Below are 22,959 nucleotides of genomic sequence, written 5' to 3'. Positions count from 1 at the left end.
AACTATGGAAAACGATAAGATTTTTATGATGATAAAAGACTCTATTTTAGTTTTTTCACCTTTAAAAGAAACGGATATTAAAATAGATAGCAATTTGTCCGGAGATTTAGCGCTAGATTCAACTGATCGTTTAGAGCTTGTTTTAGATTTAGAGCAGAAGTTAGATATTAGCATTCCAACTGAGGACTATAGCTGGTGTAATACGATTGAGGACGTTGTGTTGTTAGTAAAACAAATACAAGCTCAGAACACTAAGGAGGCTATTAAATGAACTTATCTACTCAATTAAAAGAACTAGGATTATCCCCATTAAATACATTAGTCGGCAGTGCTCATAACCTTTATAAAATGCCTTTTGATACAGTAAATGAATATAAAGGCAGCATTATCGCAGATAACTTTAACTATCATTATGAAAACAATGAATTTTATCGTGATTTATGTAAGAAGAAAGACGTTAGCCCTCAGGATATAAAGGGTTTTAATGATTTAGCAAAAATCCCTTTAATTCCAGTTCAAACATTTAAACAATGTGATTCTCACCTTCTTATGACATCGAAATTAAACGAAGTTGAATTCGAAATGAGAAGTACAGGAACAAGTGGTATCCCTAGTGTATCTCGTCGTGATCGTTTAACAATGGATAGTGCATTTGATAGTGTTGTAACCACATATAGAGAGTTCTTTAAGTTCTCCAGAGGGATGGGATTATTCCTTTTCCCACCAACTGAAGAAATGCCTGAAATGGGAATGGTAAAAGCACTGAACGTTTTTGCTGGTTTATTAGATGGTAGCGTTAATTTAGTGAAAAAGATAACATTCAACCCTGAAAAGGCTGTAGAAGTCTTACAGAGTTGGGATGGAAAGCACACTAGACACATAGTAGGTCCTCCATTTTTAGTATATAGATTAATTAAATATTGTATGGATCGCAATATTAAACTTAATTTAGAAAAAAACAGCTTTATTATTACGCTTGGAGGATGGAAAAGGTTCACTGGTGAAGAAATTCCACGAGCAGAATTTAATGAGCTATGTCATGAATATTTGGGTCTTCAAGCGTACAATGTGAGGGATATGTATGGATTAGTAGAAGCTAATATGCTTGCAGTAGAATGCCATAAACAAGAAAAACATATTCCACCATGGGTTCACGTTTCTATGCGTAATCCACACAATGTCTTAGAGGAAGTTGAATATGGGGAAAGAGGCGTTATTGCTATTTATGATCCAACCTCTATTTCTTATCCAGGATTCATTCTGACAGAAGATGTTGGCTATTTAAGAAAAGATACATCTTGCGAATGTGGTCGTAATGGACAGACGTTAGTATATATTTCAAGGATGCCAGGCGTAGAAGTAGGTTGTTGTGCAATTAACCTTGAAAAGTTTATCGAAGAAAAAGAAAAAGGCATGGCTATCAAAGGGGGAATTTAAAATGTTCAATGATATAATCTGTGATCATTTTATGAATCCTAGAAATATTGGTGAACTTACAGATGCGGACTATGTTATCGAAATCAGTAATCCTATTTGTGGTGATACAGTACACATGTATTTAAAGTTAAACCAAGAGGTTATTTCCGATGTAGCTTATAGAGCTTATGGATGCTCTACATCTATTGCTACAGCAAGTATTGTTTCAGAAAAAATAGTTGGTATGTCTAAAGCTGAAATTTCGTCTATTACACGAGATGATGTTGTTGAATGGTTAGGTGAGTTAGAACCTTCACAGCTTCACTGTGTTGATATCGCTTTAAATATTCTAAATCAGTGTGCAAATCCAACAAAAAAGAAGTTTGAACAGAAAGAGTTTCTGGTAGAAGGGGAAGGTGCATTTTAACAATGCATACACCTATTTATTTTGACTATAATGCCACTACTCCTATTGATCCAAGAGTATTAGAAGGTATGTTACCGTATCTTCAAAATCATTTTGGAAATCCGTCGAGTACTTATTCTATAGGGTATCGTGCTAAAGAGGCCATTGAAATAGCACGTAAAGATATAGCTAATCTTATTGGTGTTGAGGATGGTAATATATTTTTTACAAGTGGTGGATCTGAGGCAAATTCCACTATATTAAAAGGCATAGCAGCTAAAAGTTCAAAGAAGAAGCATATTATTACAAGTTCAATTGAACATCCAGCTATCTTAAAAACGTGTGATTACTTAAGAAAGCATCATGGATTTCAAATTACTACAATACCTGTCAATTCGGCTGGTATTGTGGATGTTAATGATATTGAAAGAGCTATAACTAGCCAAACCGTTCTTGTTACAGTCATGATGGTAAATAATGAAATTGGGTCTATACAGCCTATAAAAGAAATAGGTAACCTGTGTAAAAAGCACAATATTCATTTCCATTGCGATGCAGTGCAGGCAGTTGGGAAAATACCAGTTAATTTAAAGGAACTTCCAATTGATAGTTTATCCATGTCAGCACATAAAATTTATGGACCTAAGGGAGTAGGGTGTTTATATTTACATGAAGGTGTGAATATTCCTCCTCTTATCCTTGGGGGATCTCAAGAATTTGGTATGCGTTCTGGAACAGAAAATGTAGCAGGTATTGTCGGTTTTGGGATTGCTGCAAAAATAGTTCAAGAAGATCTATACTTCAATCTTACAAAGACAGAGTACCTACGTAACTTATTCTTAACTAATCTCCATGCAGAAATTGAGGATTGTTTAATAAACGGAGACATACATGCTAATGTTCCCTCCACGATAAACATTCAATTTTCTGGGATTAGAGGAGAATCCTTAGCCAGTATGTTAAATGAATTAGGAATTTGTGTATCTATTGCTTCTGCATGCAGCTCTACTTCATCTAAACTTTCACATGTATTAAAAGCAATTGGTAAAACAGATGAAGAGATTAGAAGCTCAATCCGTATAAGTATAGGTGCGTTAACTACAGAGGATGAAATAAATCAGTTAGTTAGACATTTAAAACAATCCGTGATGAGATTGCGTTCTTTCTCCCCTAAGTATCAAATGTCTATATAGCTATATAAGAATAAAAAGATCTAAGAATAGTAGTTGAAAGGTAGTGGGACTATATGGATGAATTAGTATTTAAGCAATTTAAAGTTGCAAAAGATTTTTTTATTAGAAACGTAGAAGCTATTTCCACAGAAGTAGCGAGTGTTCAGCCAGATGGCTTTAACAATACAATTCATTGGCATATTGGCCACGTATTAACATTCACTGAGCAATTAATGTTTGGCTTTCCAGAAAAAACAACTTACCTTCCAGTAAACTATATCGAATTGTTTGGAAATGGCACGAAACCGGCTGACTGGAAAGGTGAGGTGCCGAGCTTAGAAGAATTGATTATTCAGCTTAAGGATCAGTCCATTCGTCTTCAACAAATTCCAAGTGAACAATTAAAGGAAACTCTTCAAAAACCATTTATGGGATTTGAAACTTTTGGGGAACTAGCAGGATTGGCCGTTCTACATGAATCCAATCATTTAGGCCATATCCAAGCAATGAAACGCGTTGTTAAATATGAAAGTGTAAAAAAATAATCAGTTTAGGTACAGATGAAAGGTACCCTCTAGCCGTTCATATTACTAAGCTCTAAACAAAAAACAAGCATTTGTTTTCAAAGGCTTGTTTTTTTGTTTAGAGAGTTTTTATATAGAAATGTTTATCACTATGTTACAGGTCATCCATGATACAAATTTGATAAAAGTCAGAGGGGAAATTTAGTAATTACTTTTGGAGTTGGCTGTGACCATACACTAAATAGTTTAATTATAAAGGAGATGAAGTAGATGATAATTTACAATAAGCTAGTCAGAGATCGTATCCCTGAAATTATCCAAGAATCTGGAGAGGAAGAGTTAAAGGAGTATTTAGCAGCTTCTAAGTCCAAAGAAGTTATAGAAGAACTTGCGGATTTATTAGAAGTAATTTATGGACTAGCACAGTGTCATGGGTTTTCCATTAAAGAGTTAGAGACAGTTAGACAATGTAAAAAGTATAAAAAAGGAGCCTTTGATAAAAGATTATTCTTAGTGGAAGTCCATAAGAAAGATTAAAAATTAATTTCTAGTTACATAAGAAAAAAACCTACTGATTGTGGTTCTGATGAGGGCCTTGTTTCTCTTTTATTCAATTTTTTATACATCATAGATATAACGGGGGTTCCTTGGATAAGTGGATAAGGATTTAATGTATAAAAAGTGCACGTTATATACTCGCACAGAAAAATATAGTCTATATGGAAAAAACATGTTATTATGTTTCTGCACATGCATTTTATAGTAAAAAGCCACCTGTCCTGCAAATACTAGGTGGCTTTTTATTTTGTTAACGATAATAATTACTTTAACATCTTGTAATAGATTTAAATATCTCGTTCGTAAAAGTATACTTTTACGGAAGTCGTATTTATTTCTGTTTCAAAACGTACATTTGAACAACAATTTAAAATACAACTCTTTTTTTATGTATGTACATATTTTTTACTCTTTTGAGCAAATTAACTGAGATGGATGAATCATCACTTTACGACTAACGTTCAATAAACAGAAAATCCACTGATTAAGCCCAGTGGATTTTTTTGTTTTTAAGCAATATAGGAAGCCGTATCGATAATGAATTCTCAGCTATCTAATTATGGGCCTTTTCTAGAGCTAGTTTTATACCAAATACTATCAGTATAGTACCTGTTATTCCTTCGATAACCTTTTGTGTCTTAGGCTTCTTCATAAAAGCACTAATCTGGTTAAGTAAATAAATATAAAATAAATACCACACGACGGTTAATACAATATAAGTTATCCCAAGTATAAGAAACGGCATAAACGTATGGCTTTCAGGATTCACGAACTGTGGCAGAAAGGTTAGGAAGAAAACAGCTATTTTTGGGTTTAGTAAATTGGTAAGAAAACCTTGTTTGAAAGAAGACTTATTCTTATATTTATTTTCAGTAGTTGTTTCTGCTTTTTCTTTATTTCTCAATGTCCATAATGACTTGATGCCTAAATAAATTAAGTAAACTGCACCGATATATTTGAAGATAGAAAATAACAAAACCGATTTCGCAATAATCGCTGAAAGTCCTAAAATAGCAGTTAATGTGTGAATAGATAGTGCGCAACAAATTCCAAGCATCGTTTTAAACCCTCCCTGTCTCCCAACAGTTAGAGTGTTTTTTGTCATGATTGCAGTATCCGGACCAGGTAAAATAACTAGGAATATGCATGTAATCACAAACAAATAAAAGTTTTCCATTTTGTTATCGCCTCTCGATCAAAATAGTTCTGTGTATATAATTCTCACATGTTATTATATGTTAATCGCTTTATTAATTGAAGATAAAACACTGTAATATTTTTCATTGGTTTTTCTGAACTAATGAGTTCCTTTTATTGTGCGTTTCAGAAAAGTGATTATGTTAACTAAACATATATATGAAATACAGATTAAAAACAGAAAATGCTACTGAAGTTTACTCTTTTATACAAAAAATAAGCTTATAAATGAAGGAGCTTTATCTTCAGCATAGAATATTTCTATACATTCAAAAGAAAAAGGAGTTGTTTTTGTGCATCAACAAATGGAAACCAGCAAAGAAATAAAACTTTTGAAAGCTGAAATTGATTTATGTAATCAGATTAAAAAGTTATTGATGGAAAAAGGGCAGAGGTATTTATCTTCTAAACAAGAGTATACAGATTATGATATTTTAAAAATTGCTTTAAATAGATTAATGAATGAAGTAAATTTCAGGTATTAAAAGACTAAAAAAACTACCTGAAAATATAAAGGATATAGCTATTATTTAAAATGTTACATAATAAATTTATCTAAATGGAAAAAGAGAAGATCACAAATGTGTTCTTCTCTTTTATTTTATAGGTTCCTGTAAAGATAATATACAGCGTTTGACTATATGGTCGATATTAGATACTTTTTAAAAAATAGAGCACGTTAACCATCACTCTTACAAATAAAGTGAAATAAATTATTATTTAATGTAAAAGGTTAAAAATACATGTACTCCTGCTTTAATAGTAATTCCTGATTTATCGCGTAAGGGATCTAAACATACAATATCCATTGCTTGGACTAATGGATGTGAGCCCGCAATGTATATGGCTTCAAATAATTCATCCGTTCTCATTCCTCCTGTTGTTCCTGCTGGTACACCAGGGGCATAAGCCACATCAAGAACATCCATATCTACTGTTAGATAGATGACATCCACTTCCTTGGCTAAATCATCTAAGGCTCTTTCAACTATGCAAGAAATCCCTGTTTTTCTAGCTTGAAGTAAGGTTACGTAATTAACACTTTTAGTATCTGCATACTCTTTGAGAGATTTCGAGTTATAAAATCCATGCAGGCCAATATTCCAAACGTTTTTGCCTTCAATTGTACCACTCTCAATCAGGTTTCGAATGGGTGTTCCATTTGATGGTCCGTTATCTTCTAAACTACGTAAATCAAAATGTGTATCGAATTGAAGAATCCCTATACGTTGTTCTGGATGCGAATCTTTCCAGCCTTTTACTAACATAGCCGTAATCGAATGATCTCCCCCTAACATGATAGGCAGTGTATGAGGGTGATATTTCCGCATTGAAATCATGGCTTCTTTAATATACTGATGAGAAAGTGAAATATCTGTTACATGCTGTTTGACATCGCCTAAATCTAAAACCGATAAGGGGGTCAAATCCGTATCATATTCAATATGATACGGATTAAACGATTTCCATAGTTGTCTCATGGCCAAGGGAGTTTCACTTGCTCCTGATGCACTAATAGAAGATCTGGAAAGAGGGACTCCCAAAACGGTTACATCTACAGCTTGAAAATCTATTTCATCTTGGACCTCAAAAGTCTCGATCCAATCACTTACCTTAGGTTCAGTTGAACGCTGTCTTTCCCAATGAAAAGAGGGACGATTAAGTTGTGGATACGGGTACGTCACGTAAAGCCCCACCTTCCACAATCACTTGTCCTTTTTTAATGACAGTATCTACAAGGTTCACTGCATAGTTATACTGCAACGTTTGATAATTCGGTGCATCAAATAAAACAAGGTCCCCTTTCTTTCCTACTTCGATACTTCCAACTTCATCAGCTCTTCCAATGGCATGAGCTGCATTAATTGTACATGCTGTTAGAACTTCGGCTGGCGTCATCTTCATCGTAAGACATGCTAGATTCATAATAAAAGGTAACGATTCAGTAGGTGATGACCCTGGATTACGATCAGTTGAAAGGGCAACCGGAACTCCAGCTTCAATCATCTTTCTTGCATTCGCAGGCTTCTCCATTAAAAAGAACGCTGTACCTGGCAACAAGACTGCAATAACACCACTTTTATCCATTTGTTTAATACCTTCATCGGATGCCTGTAATAAATGGTCGGCTGAAACAGCCCCTACCTTTGCTGCAAGTTCTGCACCGCCAAATTGAACAATTTCATCTGCATGTATTTTTGGCTTTAATCCGTAGACTTTTCCTGCCTCAAGAATTTGCTCCGACTGTTCAATTGTAAAGACTCCTTCTTCACAAAAAACATCGCAAAACTCAGCCAAATTTTCTTCTGCAACTCTTGGAATCATTTCCTCTATCACTAAACGAACAAATTCGTCTGGATTTTCTTTATATTCAACTGGAACAGCATGAGCTCCCATGAAGGTAGAAACTATATCAATAGGATGCCTTTCGTCGAGCTTTTTGGCTGCTCGTAGCTGTTTCAATTCATCTTCTAGTGTCAAACCATATCCACTTTTCGCTTCAACCGTCGTAACTCCATATTGTAGAAAACGATTTAGGCGTTTGGAGGTTTCTTGAATCAATTGTTCTTCTGTAGCTTCTCTTGTACTTGTTGTTGTTTGGAGAATTCCTCCGCCTGCCTTTAGGATATCAATATATTTAGCTCCGTTTAATCGCATCTCTAGCTCTTTTTCACGACTTCCCCCAAACACAATGTGAGTATGAGGATCGATTAGACCTGGAGTAACAATCTTTCCTGAAGCCTCAATCGTATTGATATGTCCATTCAAAGTACGAACATAACGTTCTGCTTCAACATCCGATCCAACAAACGTAATCAACCCATTTTCTACTACAACACTGCCATGCTCGATAATACCGATATCGGACATATCTTGAGCGCGTTTTGGTTCTTTAGTTCCGCCTCTAACTGTAATCAGTTGTGAGGCGCGTTTAATATACGTAATAGATGACATGATGCTCACTCCTTTTCTTTTAGTCTAATGTTGGAATGTTCATGCCTTTTTCTTTGGCAGTTTGAATGGCTAATTCATAGCCTGCATCTAAATGACGAACTACCCCCATACCAGGGTCTGTTGTTAATACGCGTTCAAGACGTTTAGCCGCATCTTCCGTGCCATCTGCTACTACGACCATACCTGCGTGAAGAGAATACCCCATGCCTACGCCACCACCATGGTGAACAGATACCCAACTTGCCCCTGCGGCTGTATTAACTAGTGCATTTAAAATAGGCCAATCTGCTACAGCATCACTGCCATCTCTCATCGCTTCTGTTTCGCGGTTTGGCGAAGCAACAGATCCCGCGTCTAAATGATCTCTACCAATAACAATAGGTGCTGAAAGTTCTCCAGATGCAACCATTTCATTAATAATTTTTCCAAATCGTGCACGTTCTCCATATCCTAACCAACAGATACGTGCCGGTAATCCTTGAAATTCAATTTTTTCTCTCGCCATTTTAATCCAGTTACAAAGGTGAGTATTATATGAGAATTCACGTAAAATGACTTCGTCTGTTTTATAAATATCTTCTGGATCACCTGATAAAGCTACCCAACGGAAAGGTCCTTTTCCTTCACAGAATTGAGGACGGATATAAGCAGGTACAAAACCTGGGAAGTTGAACGCGTCTTTTACGCCTTCATCTAACGCTACTTGACGAATATTATTTCCGTAGTCGAAAGCAATGGCTCCTTCTTTCTGCATATCTAACATAGCCTGAACATGAACAGCCATACTCGCCTTAGATTTCCTTACATATTCTTCAGGATTTTCAGTACGTAATACTTCCCCTTGCTCTAAGGTAAAGCCTACTGGAAGGTATCCATTTAATGGATCATGCGCGGATGTTTGATCCGTTACAATGTCTGGAATAAATCCACGTTTAATCATTTGAGGAAGCACTTCAGCTGCATTTCCAACCACACCAATCGAGAGCGCTTTTCCTGAGTCTTTTGCTTCTTGTGCTAAAGCAATGGCGTCATCTAAGCTTTCTAACACAACGTCACAATAGCGTGTTTCAATTCGTTTTTCAATACGTGTTCGGTCAACATCAATTCCAATGACTACGCCCCCTGCCATTGTAACGGCTAATGGCTGAGCGCCTCCCATGCCTCCTAATCCAGCTGTTACGGTAATGGTACCTTCGAGACTACCATTAAAATGTTGTTTCGCACATTCAGCAAATGTTTCATACGTACCTTGTACAATTCCTTGACTTCCAATATAAATCCAGCTACCGGCTGTCATTTGCCCATACATCATCAATCCTTTTTTATCGAGTTCATGGAATTTTTCCCAATTTGCAAAGGCCGGAACAATATTGGAGTTAGCTAAGAGTACACGTGGTGCATCTTTATGAGTTTTAAAAACAGCTACTGGTTTTCCAGACTGTACTAATAGTGTTTCATCCTCTTCTAGATCTTTCAAAGTGGTTACGATACGATCGAATGCATCCCAATTTCGAGCTGCCTTCCCTATTCCCCCATATACAACTAATTTCTCCGGATGTTCTGCCACTTCCGGATCTAAATTGTTCATTAACATACGAAGAACTGCCTCTTGTATCCAACCTTTTGTATTTAATTCTTTTCCATGAGGCGCCTTAATTACTTTTTGTTCAGTAGTCATATTTCTTCCCCCTGTAAATAAATTCAAATAATTTTAAACTGTTTTTTAAAATTTATTCTTATAGATAATTACTTATACTCTGGCCATATTTCATACGGGTTTACTTTACGAAGGAAATCTCATAAATCTTCATAATTGAGAAAAAGAAAGATTGATATCCTAATATTTTAATGAGTTTATGCTAGAGTTTTATAATAAAAACGACTTCACACGTTCATTAACGTACCATTTCGTAATTAACTTCTTTTACAACCCCTTTTAAATCAGCAGCCAATTTTTCAATATCACGTGAGAAGATTCGATCTTTTGTAATTGTTGGAACAGATTTTCTAATTCTCGAATAAAGTTTCGTTGTTTCTGGAGCTAACTTACTTACACCTCTAATATCAGCAGCCTGAGCAGCACAGATAGCTTCGATGGCAAGAACCCTTCTACTATTTTGAATAATTTGATAAGCATGGCGAGCAGCAGTTGTTCCCATACTCACATGATCTTCTTGATTAGCAGAAGATGGAATAGAGTCTACACTAGAAGGATGAGCTAATGTCTTATTTTCCGAAACTAATGAAGCAGCAGCATATTGAGTAATCATTAAGCCTGATTGAAGACCAGGGTCAGGACTTAAAAATGCCGGTAAATCACTTAGTTGGGGATTCACCAATCGTTCGATACGTCTTTCAGAAATATTTCCTACTTCAGACATTGCAATTCCAAGAAAGTCCATCGCAAAAGCGATAGGTTGTCCATGAAAGTTTCCACCGGAAATAACATTTCCACTGTCCGAGAAGATTAGTGGATTATCTGTTGCTGAGTTTATCTCAATCGATAGTTTCTCTTTTACATAATTTAAAACTTGTTGAATAGCACCATGGACTTGTGGGATACATCGTAATGAATACGCATCTTGAACTCGAATTTGTCCTTGAGTAGTGGTTAGTTGACTACCGTCAAGGTAAGAAAGAATTCGTTCAGCCACTTGTTTCTGTTCAGGGTAAGGTCTTACAGAATGAGATTCTGGTGTGAAAGCGTCAACAATTCCTTGTAAACCTTCTAATGTTAGGGAAGCAATTCCATCTGAAAGGTCAGCTAACTTTTGAGCCTCCATATAAGCAACCACACCTACAGCAGTCATAGCTTGGGTTCCATTGATTAAAGCAAGCCCTTCCTTAGCTTGCAATTTGATTGGTTGAAGGCCTGCTAATTTCAATGCTTCTGCACCTGACATTTTTTCACCATTAAAGACGGCTTCTCCTTCTCCAACTAATAATAGGGCTAAGTGCGATAGAGGAGCTAGATCACCACTTGCTCCTAGGGATCCTTGACTAGGAATAACTGGAACGATATTTTGATTTAAACAATCTATTAATAACTGCAGTGTTTCTAGACGAATTCCTGAATAGCCTTTCGCTAATGCATTAGCTCTTAGAAGTAACATAACCTGGCTTACTTCTATAGGAAATGGCTCCCCAAGCCCACAAGCATGGCTTCGAATTAAATTGATTTGTAAGTCAGCTAAATCATCCTTTGAAATAACTGTGTCACTGAATTTCCCAAATCCTGTGTTCACACCGTAAATTACCTTGTTATTGGTAATGCTATCCTCCACTAAAGCTCTACTTCTTTTGATATTTTCTAGCGCGTGATCACTAATTTTAACAGAATAACCTTCATAAATAACTTGATGAATTTGTTCATACGTTAATGAGTTACCATCTATTTGAACAAACATTCTAATCACTCCTTTTTAAATTAAAAAATCTTATTGTTTTTTGAACATAAAAAGGGGCTATATCAAAAAAGAAACAAATCTTTTTTGATATAGCCCCCTATAAACTAAACTGAATAAACTATGGGCTTTAAATACAATTTTAAATATCTAAAACAAACATAACTAACAATGCTATATGAATCTATACTTTAAGATCTAAAGCTTAAAGCAACTAATGTATCTGAAACTAGTATCTCTTTATCTGAATACTTTGTCAATTGTTTTTTGAAAAATTTAAAAATATTTATTTAAATTACTTTGAATAGATTTTTTTAGATATGGTTAAATCCAAAACCTAATGCATCATGTTCAAACCCTTTTTTTGGGGCCCCTATAGTTCCATAGACACATACACTAATCCATTCTCCACCATAACCAGAGGAGTCAATATTTCCTCTGACAATTGAAAAAGTTAAACCAACTGTACGTAAAATATCTCCTAACTGTAAAGTCCCCCTACTTACTCCCTGAATTGCTTCCAATATGGCATGATAAAGAGCATGGACTTCCCTATACGAATTAGCATTTATAATATGGTTATTTTTAGCACTTGTTTCAACAGCAGCAACTACTTTTGATAGCTCCATAGCCCCAACTTTTCCAACTGTATAGTTATAACCCCTTGAGTCCAGTTCTTGTTCAACTTCTTTCATCAGTTCAGTATTATGCAAGAGAACCAATAAAGAAGTTAACTTACCCATTGAAAAATTATTCTTTTGTTTAACCTGATTGCTCATAAGATGTTCCCCCTTTGTGCTTCCCTTACTACTAGATTAGTATATACTGAAGGGTATATTAGTTGTCAATCTAGCTTTTGATAGCGCATACATTTCTGCGTTGACAACTATTTATTCGGTAGATATACTGAATATAATTCTGAAAATTCTAGATAATCTAGCCTTTAGTGGATGAATTAAATTTTAGTTAATGGAGGATCTTAACAAAAAGATGGAAATATAAAAATCAGGTATGATGTTATTTTTTAGAATAGGGTTTTCTCCAAGAGAGTAGATCAGATACCTATCAAACTTAAAAATATTACTTATATAAGTTTATTTAGGTGTAGTTAAGTAAATAAAACAAGACTCCAATTTAGTTATTAGTTTATAGAATGGAACTTGGCAAAAAGGAAATTAGTATTTTTGCGAAGTTTTTTTGTATTGGAAAGACTTATAGTAACTTGTAAAGGAAAGCTAGATTATATTTTTTTGAGATTTTAATAGATATTTTAAAAATCATAAAAAAACTATATTCATTCAAAACATATTTTAAATTATCTCCAACCGATCTGCTCATTTAAATTTTTAGTTTAAAGGAGAACCCTGTTTATAACATAAAAATAATTAAATCATACTATTAGGAAGAGGGTTATACATGCATAGTAAAAAAATAGAAGTACCCAATGAGCTTCAAAGAAATATGAAAAGCAGACATTTATTTATGATTTCAATCGGTGGAGTAATTGGAACAGGACTTTTTCTAAATTCGGGTCATATTATCAATGAAGCTGGTCCTGGTGGGGCTATATTAGCTTACCTCGTTGTGGGTTTCTTAATGTACTTAGTTATGCTTTGCCTTGGTGAATTGACCGTATCTATGCCGGTGACAGGGTCATTTCAAGCCTATGCAACAAAATATATAGGACCTGGAACAGGTTTTACTGTGGGATGGATGTACTGGTTGAATTGGGCAGTTACAGTAAGTGTTGAATTCACAGCATCTGGATTATTAATGCAGCGCTGGTTTCCTGATATTCCTGTTTGGGTTTGGTGTGCTATTTTTGGAACTTCTTTGTTTATCATTAACTCTCTGTCTACTCGGAGTTTTGCAGAAACAGAATTTTGGTTTTCAAGTATTAAAATCGTAACCATTTTATTATTTATTATAATTGGGGCAGGTATAATTTTTGGATTTCTTGATACTCACGGGGCAAAAAATACAGTTCAAAGTGTTTCTACCATAATGAATAATGGAGGACTTTTTCCAAATGGATTTAGTAGTGTTTTCTTTGCCATGATTGGAGTTGTTTTTTCTTTTCAGGGAACCGAATTGATTGGTATTGCAGCTGGAGAATCTGAAAATCCACATAGGGAAATCCCTAGAGCTATTAAAAATACAGTTTGGCGAACAGTATTTTTTTATGTAATTTCCATGCTTATCCTCGTTAGTTTAGTCTCCTGGCAAAAAGCAGGATCAGTGGATAGCCCATTTGTCTATGTTTTCGACAATGTTGGGATACCGTATGCAGCAGATGTGATGAATTTTGTTATTCTCACTGCGGTTTTATCGGTTGCAAATTCAGGGTTATATGCATCCACACGAATGTTATGGGCTATGAGCCGCGAAGGATTTGCTGGGAAATCTTTTTCAAAATTAAGCCAAAAGGGGGTACCATTACGCGCATTAAGTGTAACTTTTTTAGTAGCATGTCTATCCCTCTTAACAAGCTTCATTGCTGCTAATACTGTTTTTCTAATTTTAGTATCGATTGCTGGCCTAGCTGGTATCACTGTTTGGATGTTAACTGCCTTATCTCAATTAAATTTCCGTAAAGCTTATATTGCGGAAGGAAATGATATTAATCAATTAAACTTCCGTACACCTCTGTATCCTATTGTTCCAATTACCTGCTTTATACTCTGTTTAGTAGTCATTGTTAGTATGGCTTTTGTTGATTCTCTCAGGGCTGCTTTATACTGCGGTATCCCATTTGCAATTGGATGCTATGCCTACTATTACTTACGTATTCATAAGAAAATAGATAAGGAAAAAGATACAATAATATTAAAGAGAAGTTCTGGAGAATAGACCTAGTGAGAATTACATTCTTCCTTTAATTAATGAATCATTGAGTAAATCACGATGTTTTCATTACTTCTTTTTGATTTTTTAGCAGATTTTATCCTTGGATAAGATCTGCTTTTTAATTACAATAACAAATATTATACAAGAATTAATCCATCAAGACTTTTTATAAAACATGTGGTTAAACTCTGTCATCTGAATATGAGTTACCTCTATATTTTTCAAAAAGCCTTTAATCCGTTTATTCTGAAATAAAAAGAGCCTCTGAGATTTCTTGTGGTACAAAAGCTATTCTTTACTATGTGCTTCGGAAGGAGACATTATGATAACTGGAAATTATTCTCAATATAGAAAAAATCTCCGAACATAGCAGAACAGAGATTACTACAGAATGATTGTTCTTATATAATGCAAAGAAAGACTGATCCTTTGTTAAGAAGGTCAAATACATTATAATGTTCTTCAGATTTTAAAGTTGTGAATTTCCTCACAGCTATCGAAACAATTATTTGTTATCTTACCAACTTAACATATAATCTTTTAATAAAGAAGGTGAGCCTATGTGGAAGGATTTAATACAAAATATTTCAACAGAATGTGTATATGGAGAACCGGCTAGTATAGAGGACATAGAAGTGCTGGAAAAGCTATTTAGTATTCAGATTCCAAAAGAATTAAGAAGTTTATTGTACGAAACAAATGGTGTAAATGATGGTTATGGTTGCTCATTAATTTGGTCTATAGAGAAAATTATAAGAGAAAATTTAAATTTAGGAGACAGAATGGAGGACGTATACATCCCTTTTAACAATTTGTTATTTTTCGCAGATGCTGGAAATGGTGATATGTTTGGATATTCAACATCAGATAGATCTATAAACCAACATGATATTTATGTTTGGAATCATGAGAACAATCAACGAGCCCAGATTGCACCTTCATTGAAACATTTTATAGAAGATTGGATAAGTGGAAAGTTAAGTATTTAAATAGTTCCTTGTTTTATTTTCTTTATTTTTTATTGTGCTGACTCGATCATAATAAAGTGTGCCTAATTAAAAAAGAATCTTTAATCATATGAATATGATATATTTGTAGAGAAACTGATTATATTTTTACAAATTTCATCTAATACTTAAAAATAAAAGGCTACATCATTTCATAATGATATGGCCTTTTATTTTATTAATGTCCAGGTTTGTCTTCTATAGATAGCCCATAAACGTATACTTTTGCAGACATCTAATTCTATGTCGTTTTAAAACATTAAAGGAATAAAGTTAAGAATTTTATTTAAATTAATAAAATTACTTTAACGAAATTCAAATAAAAGGTTAATTAATACTTTTTATTAATTAATTTACTTTTAATTGATTTTTAACCATATTTTAATGATTCACTATAGTCATTGGATTATAATGGAATCACCAAAGTGATTATCCTTCTTTCAACTTGCTTTCTATCTAAAGCAAGTCTTTTTATTTATCAGAATGAAAATGACTAAAATGATATAGGTTGCACGGTATCAACATATTTCATTAGTAATCAGACTAAAATATGTTTCAAATATACAGAGAAGCGCTCTCTGAGGGAATTAACTTTGGTTTTACATATAATAAATGGTTCGACGTAAATTTGAGCAATTTAGAAGCGCTTATTTTCTTCTTAGTTATTGATTTTGAAACGCTCGCTTTTTGAAATTAGTTAACCTAATGTCACTCTTAAGAACTAAAAACGCCTTTCATCAAGAAGTGTTTATAACGTGCTATATTTAATAAACTTCATTTCTATATACAATCCAAAAGTTAATAACATATATACTGATAAAGAATGGAAATAGGAGAGGATATTCTTGACTAAAAATCATCCATATTTAGATGAGAAAGTTATGACTATAAAAATCGTTACTGAAATGACAGGTTTATCAGAAAGACAAGTTCGTTATTATGAAGCTCGGGAGCTTATTTTCCCAAAACGGAATTCTTCAGGTACCCGAATGTATTCCTTTTCCGACATTGAAAGGTTAATGGATATTGCAGAAAAAATTGAAGATGGCGTTCGAACCCGAGAAATGCGTAAGGATTTATTTTAAAGTAGGTAAATTTGATTTGTTCTTTTAGTCTTTGTTCATGCTTACTCAATCTGTATCTTCAATATTTACTGGATTATTTTTATTCGAATTTTTTATAAATGTATATAAGAGAGGACTTTTATGCATTCCATTATCATTTAGTCTAGAGAGAAACATTGATACATAAAGGGTGTATAAAGATTTGCATATTCTATAAAAATGACTCTGTTAGAACCCTTACTCCCATAAGGGTTCTCTTTTTTCGTATGTGCCGAAAAGAGTGATTATGTTAACTGGCTTTGTATATGGTATACAAAGAAATCATTGAGAGAAATACTAAGTTCTTTTAACACTCTTCAGAAGAAGTACAATTGGTTGTTAACAGATTTAGATGGATCTTTACCAGATACTTATCTTGATTACTTTATGGATTATAGAATTTATCCTAATGAGGCTAGAGGAAGCACTTATTGGATTACAGGTGAAAAGCTCACAGAGCTAGCTAATAAAGAAGATATATATTTTGCATGGGGAGTTTTTTCTGCTTTCAATAAGAACGAACATATAGATTTAGATATGCTTAAGGAGGAACCTTATGCTGATGGGAATCCAAATTTTTGGGTTGAAACACCAATTATTCAGCATCCAAAAGCAATGACAGAATTGGTGTTGTGGGACTCATCTTTAGTATTACTTTTGAGTAAGGATAAAAAAATATCTACTAATTTTAGAAATAAGTTTAAAGAGTTTAAAGATCTTGAGTCCTATAATAAAGAACCTTTTTAAATGATTTTTACTACCTATAACGCACATTATGGTAATTAACAATCTTTTGGATAAATGTGTTAAATTTAATGATATAGGAGGGATATGCTTGGTTTATTTAGTTTTTACAATTGTTGTTTCAATAATTTTTATTTTTAATATTGTTAAAGACCGGAATTTTATATGGTTGTGTATGTTCATTCCTCTTTTGATACACTTTCTTATTACTCAAACTCAACTTTTTAACTTTATAATTGACCCTTTTAAGATTTGGGTTATTTTAATTATATATATTGCAACATATTTCACTGTATTTTTATATGATTTTAATAAAATGAATCCTGAAAAAAACCCTTATAATTAAAATATATTTTAATTATAAGGGTTTTTTACCGATAATGCTGACTATGGTAAGTAGAAATTGTATGTAACGTATTTTTCTTTTTTCCTAGTTTTGTTATTCTTTAGCAAAGATTAGTTAGAAATGAGATGAAGTTATGGATCAAATTACGATGCGAGGTAAGCAAGGATCTATTCAAATTAAGTCAGGAGAGAAATACGGTTTTTCCAATAGAAAAAGCCATTTTGGAGGTTATGATATTGAAGGCACGGTTGAAATAAAAAGTGGAAATTATTATGTACTTGGAGAATTGTGGTTCACTACAAACGATATGTATGAATTTTATCAAGCATTAAACAAATGCTATAACACCCTTCAAGATGTAGCCACTTTTATAAACTACGAAACGTCCCTTCAAATAGAATTTGAATTTAATAATTTGGGTCAATTCTTCATACAAGGTTACTATAGAGAAAAGCCTTATCTGGAAAACGTACTACAATTTGAGATAGAAAGTGATCAAAGCTTTATTTTAGCTACGTTAAATGAATTAAAAGCATTTTTGAGCCAATATGGTGATGTCGAGTGAGATAATTCATAGGTGTGCAATTGAAAAATCAAAGGTAGCATAAAGCACCTTTGATTTTTATTTCCGATAAGCTGTTTTATGTAAATTAGCTAATTAACTAATTTAAGTTTGATTTTTAAGTAATAGTAATAAGGATATTCATTCTTGTTCATGATAATGGAATCTCAAAATTAGTATATAACTGCTGCATCTACCGCAAATATAAACATTTTTCGATAATCCCATATTGGATCAGACCAATTTCCTTGAAGCACATGAGAGGTATAAAGGAATAGGATTGCTACGACACAATAGATAAATAAGTAGAGCATATTAAATTTCTTAGGCCATTTATTTAAAAATATTTGCAGTGGTACGGCTACAACAGAATAAGGAATGAGTGTAATAAGTGATTCGTATCTATGTTTTTAAATATATGCATGTAAAGTCAAAGTAACAAACATGAATTCACTCAAACCTGATTGATAGGCGCTTGTTTAACATATGAAGGGATTATTTGGACTTAAAACCCTAAAACCCTTCTAAAAAGCCACTCCTTTAGGATGACTTTAATTACACAAATGTTAATGTTTTACGCTACCAAAATAGATACCCATTAGGTAATGAAGTCGGAATTCTTTAGATACTATGTAGCTACTGCAGTAAGCTTTACTGTCTACTTGAAGAATAAAAAAGAAACCCTACTACAGTAGGGAGGGATAGATAGTAATGGAATGTATGTTCTTTTTCATGACGGCTAAAAAATAACGTAAAAAGGAGCAAGAGCAGTCTGGTGAATTAGATGTCTTAAGTTTTAAGAAAAGTGAATGAAAAAAGAAAAGGAAAACCCCTTCTTTTCCACTACAATAGAGTACAAAATATACACTATGACGACCGACAGGGCGTTATTATTTTGCATAACGCGAGTATGACTCTTTAACAAAATGAATATTTACAACGTTAAAATTCTTCCAAGATTAAACTTTATTTTTAATATATATCAGGAACTTATTTTATAAGAATTGAGACTGCACTATACATTAATAATAAAGCCATAACTACATTAAACTGACTTCTATACTTTGAGAGGAATTTTTGAAAAAATGAACCAAATAAACTCCAACAGAATGTACTCATAAAGCCAATAAGAGCTAGAAATAGCGAATACATTAGTAAGCTAAAGTTTGAATTGTGATATGGAAGGATGAAGGTTGCTATAGCTGTTATACCATATAAAATGCCTTTTGGATTTATAAATTGTAAAAGCATCCCCATGAAAAAACTGTTATTCCGGTCTTCATTGTTATTTTCATTATCCCCTTTACTACGGATAATTTTTATAGCTAGATACATCATATAACCTGCACCTAGGATAGTCATAAAAAATTCAATTTTTGGGATGAAATTTTTGAGTAAAAGATTAAGGTAACTACACAACAACATGACTATAAGGAAACCTGCACCTACTCCTACACAAAACTTTAAGGTCTTTTTTAAACCATATTTGTTAGCGAATAACATGGCCATAATATTATTAGGACCAGGGGTAAAGCTGGTTACAAAGACATATAGCAAGAATGATAATACTGGCATATTTGAACCTCCTCTAATATGTATATTATAATGTTCAAAAAGGACAATATAACGTCGTGCTTTTTATTTTACAATATAGTCGTTATATTGTACATAACTATAGGAGTGTAATTATGGAGGAAATAAATCTTATTGTCGCTAAAAATTTGAAGGGATTTAGAGAAAGGAAGAAATTAAGTCTCGAAAGAGTCTCAGAATTAACTGGTGTAAGTAAGACTATGATAGGACAAATTGAAAGAGGGGAATCAAGTCCTACAATTACAACCATTTGGAAAATAGCCAATGGATTAAAAATTTCTTTTACTTCATTAATAAATAATCCGCAACCAGATACAAAAGTCATTTCAAAAAATGACATTCAAATATTATCTGAAGACAACGGGAAATATCGGGTTTATCCTTATTTTCCTTTTGAGGACAATAGACGCTTTGAAGTTTATTCTGTAGAGATAGAAGAAGGAGGATCCCTAGAGGCTGATTCGCATAGAGAAGGAACGGAAGAGTTCATAACTGTCTTTGAAGGAGAACTCGCTATAAAGGTAAATAACAATGAATATATAGTGAAGAGAGGGAACGCTATTAGACTTAAAGCTGATAGGCCTCACTCTTATTATAATCGTGGAAAAACACTAACTCGATTAAGTATGATTATCTATTATCCAGTTTAAATCTCTTTTCTCAAGAACGGAATTTTATTTCTGTATTTACTATTTAGTCGATGAGTCCTATATCTGGATGAAGTCTGTCCAAAATGGAGTCAAGTTCATACTTAAGCCACTTGGAATTGCATCATAATCTGTAAGTGAACAGTTCATGTAGGTTCTATACATCTCCATCAAATAGTTTTGTACCAGAACGGAAAACTATTTGATAGTAACTGAATTTTTGAAATCAGGAATAGTAAAAAAATAAAGATTACCTTATTATCTAATAGGTAATCTTTTTATTATTAATTTCACTGTTGTCGAAGATTATTGATTTCCTCTTGTGACAAGCCTGTAAGGTCACTTATCGTTTCATTGTCTATTCCTTTATGAATCATACCCAGAGCCATAGTTCTAATGGTTTTTTCTACTCCTCTCTTCTCCCCAATTTTCTCTCCTTCTATTTTCCCAAGGCTTTCAGCTCTTTTTAAAGCTGACTTTTCATCTAATAGTGCCTTTCTTCTCGCCTCATACGCTAATAATACTTCGGGATCTTGACTCACACGTTCCCATTCGTCCATCGCCTTCTTTAATACTTGATCTTCTTGCATCGCAATCTCCTCCAATACCTGAGTGATTTCTTCATCCTCGGATGCTTCAAGTAATAATAACCATCGTACAAGTTGATCTTCACGTGGATCTACCTCTTTGTTTCGCCATTTAATTAATAACTTAGGTAGCTCCATAAAGTGAATTTCCAGCATATCCGTTAAGAGTAATTTCTGTTCTCGCTCATATAACTGAAAGGTAGAATGATAATCCATGATATGCGATAAATAACGGAAGTTAACAATATTAATGGTAATCGTTTTACAAAGCTCTCCATAGTCCATGCCTTCTTTCATTTGGCTACTATACATTTTGGACCAGTAATAGAGCGTTCGTTTTTCCATGTCATGTTTATTATTAAGCTGAATTTCAATATTGACACGACTTCCATCCTCCAACTGCGCGTGTACATCTAAAATTGAGCGTTTATCTTCTTGGTTTTCTTTATTAAAATGAGGATCTAATAATTGAACCGTTTGAATTTTCTTCTCATCTGGAAAACGGAGTGCTGCGTTTAAAAAGGCAGCTAAAATAGATTCATTTCCATGTGTGCCAAATAGTGATTTAAAAGCAAAGTCGACACGTAAATCTAATCGTTTCGTCATAATATCCTCCATCGCCTCCATGTTTGTTATTAGTATACCATGACTGTATGGGTTCTTTCTATTTCTCGCTTTATAGCGTAATAAAGTGACCATCAGGTATCTCTCGTTCTTCATTATTGATAATAAAAAAAATTAAAAGCTCTTTAGTGATTTTATTGAAAAAAACACCTCAAAAATAACGTAATCTCTTTTTAGACGGAACTATATAATTAATAAGAATAACAACAGTTTTAAGTGAATTGTCGCTTTAATGTTTTACTCACATTATAAAAGGCACTTGCTATACGCAAGTGCCTTTTGCTAATCACGATGTATATTACAGATTTTAAAAATGGATATAGTATAGGAGTAACTGGTGTTATAGGAATAGTTGTAGTTTTAACTAGCATATTTCAATTTGCTACTTGGGGATTCGATAGAAAAGTTCAAAAAGATGAAATGGGTAAGAAGGTTGCTACTATAAGTGCCAAAACAAGTTATCACACCTTGACAATATCTCTTTTTGTTTTGTGGGTAGCTGATCGCATTATTTTTGTCAGAAGAAATGATTTCGGCAATATATCTTTATTTGCAGCTATATGTCTGTCATTAGTTATTTTTCCGATTGTTCAATTCTTTTCAGCAAGACGATATAAATAAAGGTTGAAAAGGCTAGAAACATTACATTTCTAGCTTTTTTAGTTCCTAGAACTGTGATTATGGTAACTAAAGATCTATGTGATATGAAGCTTAAAAAGAGAAAAAGCGACTGGTAATATACCAGTCGCTTTTTTATGTTCCATTCTTATAAAGAACAGATTACGTTGACTTTAGTAGTTTGCCCAAATTATTAATAACTTATGTATCAAGAAAAAAACACTGAACAGGGATCAGTAGTTTTTCTTGATACATGCTGTCAACTCAAAAAGATGAGGATTTCCAAAGTGATGCTTCACAGCATCTTGTGTAGTTTGCTCAATATGTAAAAAAATTAATCATTTATATAAAAAGAGAAAAAACAATCCGTGGGAGTTGGATTGTTTTTTCTTAAGGAAAGATCAGGCTGATAGTTCCTAATTGTATTTTATGTTTATCACTTTGCGTTATGACTACCTATAACATATCTTATGTAAACTCGAAAAAAAGAAGCCTGTATCTCCTTAGATACAGGCTTCTTCCCATACTTTTTAGGAATTTGTTCATTTCCGCATTCCTAATATCACAACCTCAGATGGTAAAGATTTATTAAGCAGGGAATTAGATTTTAATTTGCCAACTAAATAAATAACAAAATAACGAACTTAAA

Annotated in this window: 22 protein-coding genes and 1 pseudogene; 14 read left to right on the top strand and 9 right to left on the bottom strand. The window is 33.4% G+C overall.

Annotation, left to right across the window (positions count from 1 at the left end; translation table 11 throughout):
* Positions 1-4: 4 nt before the first annotated feature.
* The 6 genes from LIS78_RS27425 (at position 5) to LIS78_RS27400 (ending at position 4,055) form a co-directional block, all read left to right on the top strand.
* Entirely contained in the window at positions 5-271 is a 267-nt protein-coding gene (locus LIS78_RS27425; protein WP_209151964.1) for a phosphopantetheine-binding protein, read from the top strand.
* Positions 268-1,437 (top strand): LuxE/PaaK family acyltransferase, encoded by a 1,170-nt coding sequence (locus LIS78_RS27420; protein ID WP_252285380.1) that lies wholly within the window; start codon positions 268-270, stop codon positions 1,435-1,437. Before LIS78_RS27425 ends, LIS78_RS27420 begins: the two co-directional genes overlap by 4 nt.
* A 1-nt stretch (position 1,438) precedes the next feature.
* The gene (locus LIS78_RS27415; RefSeq protein WP_209151966.1) at positions 1,439-1,843 is read left to right on the top strand and encodes an iron-sulfur cluster assembly scaffold protein; all 405 of its coding nucleotides are present in this window, start codon (positions 1,439-1,441) and stop codon (positions 1,841-1,843) included.
* A 2-nt stretch (positions 1,844-1,845) separates the two neighbouring features.
* Positions 1,846-3,015: a cysteine desulfurase family protein gene (locus LIS78_RS27410; RefSeq protein WP_252285379.1), complete on the top strand. Its 1,170-nt coding sequence runs from the start codon at positions 1,846-1,848 to the stop codon at positions 3,013-3,015.
* A 53-nt stretch (positions 3,016-3,068) separates the two neighbouring features.
* Entirely contained in the window at positions 3,069-3,539 is a 471-nt protein-coding gene (locus LIS78_RS27405; RefSeq protein WP_209151968.1) for a DinB family protein, read from the top strand.
* 249 nt (positions 3,540-3,788) lie between these two features.
* The gene (locus tag LIS78_RS27400) at positions 3,789-4,055 is read left to right on the top strand and encodes a nucleoside triphosphate pyrophosphohydrolase (RefSeq protein ID WP_252285378.1); all 267 of its coding nucleotides are present in this window, start codon (positions 3,789-3,791) and stop codon (positions 4,053-4,055) included.
* 574 nt (positions 4,056-4,629) lie between these two features.
* Here LIS78_RS27400 and LIS78_RS27395 read toward each other — a convergent pair.
* Positions 4,630-5,253 carry a LysE family translocator gene (locus tag LIS78_RS27395; protein WP_209151970.1) on the bottom strand — a complete coding sequence of 208 codons (624 nt, stop codon included), beginning with the start codon at positions 5,251-5,253 and terminating at the stop codon, positions 4,630-4,632.
* A 313-nt stretch (positions 5,254-5,566) separates the two neighbouring features.
* On the opposite strand from LIS78_RS27395, the gene LIS78_RS27390 reads away from it, so the two are divergent.
* Positions 5,567-5,758 (top strand): hypothetical protein, encoded by a 192-nt coding sequence (locus LIS78_RS27390; protein ID WP_116079336.1) that lies wholly within the window; start codon positions 5,567-5,569, stop codon positions 5,756-5,758.
* A 231-nt stretch (positions 5,759-5,989) separates the two neighbouring features.
* On the opposite strand, the gene LIS78_RS27385 is transcribed toward LIS78_RS27390, so the two are convergent.
* From LIS78_RS27385 to hutP, 5 genes are all read right to left on the bottom strand, one after another.
* The gene (locus LIS78_RS27385) at positions 5,990-6,958 is read right to left on the bottom strand and encodes an agmatinase family protein (protein WP_252285377.1); all 969 of its coding nucleotides are present in this window, start codon (positions 6,956-6,958) and stop codon (positions 5,990-5,992) included.
* Positions 6,933-8,228, bottom strand: coding sequence for an imidazolonepropionase (hutI, locus tag LIS78_RS27380; RefSeq protein WP_252285376.1), 1,296 nt, complete (start codon positions 8,226-8,228; stop codon positions 6,933-6,935). Before hutI ends, LIS78_RS27385 begins: the two co-directional genes overlap by 26 nt.
* 19 nt (positions 8,229-8,247) lie before the next feature.
* A complete protein-coding gene (gene hutU, locus LIS78_RS27375) occupies positions 8,248-9,906 on the bottom strand; it encodes a urocanate hydratase (RefSeq protein ID WP_209151973.1) in 1,659 nt (552 codons plus the stop codon).
* A gap of 217 nt (positions 9,907-10,123) precedes the next feature.
* Entirely contained in the window at positions 10,124-11,635 is a 1,512-nt protein-coding gene (hutH, locus tag LIS78_RS27370) for a histidine ammonia-lyase (RefSeq protein ID WP_028408944.1), read from the bottom strand.
* 311 nt (positions 11,636-11,946) lie between these two features.
* A complete protein-coding gene (gene hutP, locus LIS78_RS27365) occupies positions 11,947-12,411 on the bottom strand; it encodes a histidine utilization transcription antiterminator HutP (RefSeq protein WP_252285375.1) in 465 nt (154 codons plus the stop codon).
* A gap of 637 nt (positions 12,412-13,048) precedes the next feature.
* On the opposite strand from hutP, the gene LIS78_RS27360 reads away from it, so the two are divergent.
* From LIS78_RS27360 to LIS78_RS27340, 5 genes and pseudogenes are all read left to right on the top strand, one after another.
* The gene (locus LIS78_RS27360; protein ID WP_209151975.1) at positions 13,049-14,482 is read left to right on the top strand and encodes an amino acid permease; all 1,434 of its coding nucleotides are present in this window, start codon (positions 13,049-13,051) and stop codon (positions 14,480-14,482) included.
* 557 nt (positions 14,483-15,039) lie between these two features.
* Positions 15,040-15,468 (top strand): SMI1/KNR4 family protein, encoded by a 429-nt coding sequence (locus LIS78_RS27355; protein WP_209151976.1) that lies wholly within the window; start codon positions 15,040-15,042, stop codon positions 15,466-15,468.
* Between the two features lie 899 nt (positions 15,469-16,367).
* Positions 16,368-16,565: pseudogene (locus LIS78_RS27350) on the top strand (MerR family transcriptional regulator); the annotation flags it as partial.
* Positions 16,566-16,925: 360 nt separating this feature from the next.
* Complete coding sequence (locus tag LIS78_RS27345) at positions 16,926-17,336, top strand: hypothetical protein (protein WP_252285374.1); 411 nt, start codon at positions 16,926-16,928, stop codon at positions 17,334-17,336.
* 476 nt (positions 17,337-17,812) lie between these two features.
* Entirely contained in the window at positions 17,813-18,244 is a 432-nt protein-coding gene (locus tag LIS78_RS27340) for a WapI family immunity protein (RefSeq protein WP_209151979.1), read from the top strand.
* 170 nt (positions 18,245-18,414) lie between these two features.
* Here the strand turns inward: LIS78_RS27340 and LIS78_RS27335 are convergent, their stop codons facing one another.
* Both LIS78_RS27335 and LIS78_RS27330 read right to left on the bottom strand, forming a co-directional pair.
* Positions 18,415-18,621: a UPF0715 family protein gene (locus LIS78_RS27335; RefSeq protein WP_434092390.1), complete on the bottom strand. Its 207-nt coding sequence runs from the start codon at positions 18,619-18,621 to the stop codon at positions 18,415-18,417.
* 610 nt (positions 18,622-19,231) lie between these two features.
* A complete protein-coding gene (locus LIS78_RS27330; protein ID WP_209151835.1) occupies positions 19,232-19,816 on the bottom strand; it encodes a LysE family transporter in 585 nt (194 codons plus the stop codon).
* A gap of 113 nt (positions 19,817-19,929) precedes the next feature.
* On the opposite strand from LIS78_RS27330, the gene LIS78_RS27325 reads away from it, so the two are divergent.
* Positions 19,930-20,484: a helix-turn-helix domain-containing protein gene (locus tag LIS78_RS27325; protein ID WP_209151836.1), complete on the top strand. Its 555-nt coding sequence runs from the start codon at positions 19,930-19,932 to the stop codon at positions 20,482-20,484.
* 287 nt (positions 20,485-20,771) lie between these two features.
* On the opposite strand, the gene LIS78_RS27320 is transcribed toward LIS78_RS27325, so the two are convergent.
* Positions 20,772-21,674, bottom strand: a complete 903-nt coding sequence (locus LIS78_RS27320) for an Rpn family recombination-promoting nuclease/putative transposase (protein ID WP_209151838.1) — start codon at positions 21,672-21,674, stop codon at positions 20,772-20,774.
* Between the two features lie 309 nt (positions 21,675-21,983).
* Between LIS78_RS27320 and LIS78_RS27315 the strand changes: the two genes are divergently transcribed.
* The gene (locus LIS78_RS27315) at positions 21,984-22,313 is read left to right on the top strand and encodes a hypothetical protein (RefSeq protein ID WP_209151839.1); all 330 of its coding nucleotides are present in this window, start codon (positions 21,984-21,986) and stop codon (positions 22,311-22,313) included.
* The last annotated feature ends 646 nt before the right edge of the window (positions 22,314-22,959 follow it).

Origin of the sequence: Priestia megaterium, from assembly GCF_023824195.1 — a bacterium.
Taxonomy (GTDB): Bacteria; Bacillota; Bacilli; order Bacillales; family Bacillaceae_H; genus Priestia; species Priestia megaterium_D.
This window is presented reverse-complemented; position numbering and strand designations above follow the sequence as displayed.

What these genes read in the sequence shown, in the direction of transcription:
- LIS78_RS27415 (WP_209151966.1), top strand. Translation starts at nt 1,439, where the DNA reads ATGTTCAATGATATAATCTGTGATCATTTTATGAATCCTAGAAATATT.
- LIS78_RS27425 (WP_209151964.1), top strand. Translation starts at nt 5, where the DNA reads ATGGAAAACGATAAGATTTTTATGATGATAAAAGACTCTATTTTAGTT.
- hutU (WP_209151973.1), bottom strand. Translation starts at nt 9,906, where the DNA reads ATGACTACTGAACAAAAAGTAATTAAGGCGCCTCATGGAAAAGAATTA.
- LIS78_RS27360 (WP_209151975.1), top strand. Translation starts at nt 13,049, where the DNA reads ATGCATAGTAAAAAAATAGAAGTACCCAATGAGCTTCAAAGAAATATG.
- LIS78_RS27405 (WP_209151968.1), top strand. Translation starts at nt 3,069, where the DNA reads ATGGATGAATTAGTATTTAAGCAATTTAAAGTTGCAAAAGATTTTTTT.
- LIS78_RS27410 (WP_252285379.1), top strand. Translation starts at nt 1,846, where the DNA reads ATGCATACACCTATTTATTTTGACTATAATGCCACTACTCCTATTGAT.
- hutH (WP_028408944.1), bottom strand. Translation starts at nt 11,635, where the DNA reads ATGTTTGTTCAAATAGATGGTAACTCATTAACGTATGAACAAATTCAT.
- LIS78_RS27400 (WP_252285378.1), top strand. Translation starts at nt 3,789, where the DNA reads ATGATAATTTACAATAAGCTAGTCAGAGATCGTATCCCTGAAATTATC.
- LIS78_RS27355 (WP_209151976.1), top strand. Translation starts at nt 15,040, where the DNA reads ATGTGGAAGGATTTAATACAAAATATTTCAACAGAATGTGTATATGGA.
- LIS78_RS27325 (WP_209151836.1), top strand. Translation starts at nt 19,930, where the DNA reads ATGGAGGAAATAAATCTTATTGTCGCTAAAAATTTGAAGGGATTTAGA.
- LIS78_RS27340 (WP_209151979.1), top strand. Translation starts at nt 17,813, where the DNA reads ATGGATCAAATTACGATGCGAGGTAAGCAAGGATCTATTCAAATTAAG.
- LIS78_RS27420 (WP_252285380.1), top strand. Translation starts at nt 268, where the DNA reads ATGAACTTATCTACTCAATTAAAAGAACTAGGATTATCCCCATTAAAT.
- hutI (WP_252285376.1), bottom strand. Translation starts at nt 8,228, where the DNA reads ATGTCATCTATTACGTATATTAAACGCGCCTCACAACTGATTACAGTT.
- LIS78_RS27315 (WP_209151839.1), top strand. Translation starts at nt 21,984, where the DNA reads ATGTATATTACAGATTTTAAAAATGGATATAGTATAGGAGTAACTGGT.
- LIS78_RS27320 (WP_209151838.1), bottom strand. Translation starts at nt 21,674, where the DNA reads ATGACGAAACGATTAGATTTACGTGTCGACTTTGCTTTTAAATCACTA.
- LIS78_RS27330 (WP_209151835.1), bottom strand. Translation starts at nt 19,816, where the DNA reads ATGCCAGTATTATCATTCTTGCTATATGTCTTTGTAACCAGCTTTACC.
- LIS78_RS27395 (WP_209151970.1), bottom strand. Translation starts at nt 5,253, where the DNA reads ATGGAAAACTTTTATTTGTTTGTGATTACATGCATATTCCTAGTTATT.
- hutP (WP_252285375.1), bottom strand. Translation starts at nt 12,411, where the DNA reads ATGAGCAATCAGGTTAAACAAAAGAATAATTTTTCAATGGGTAAGTTA.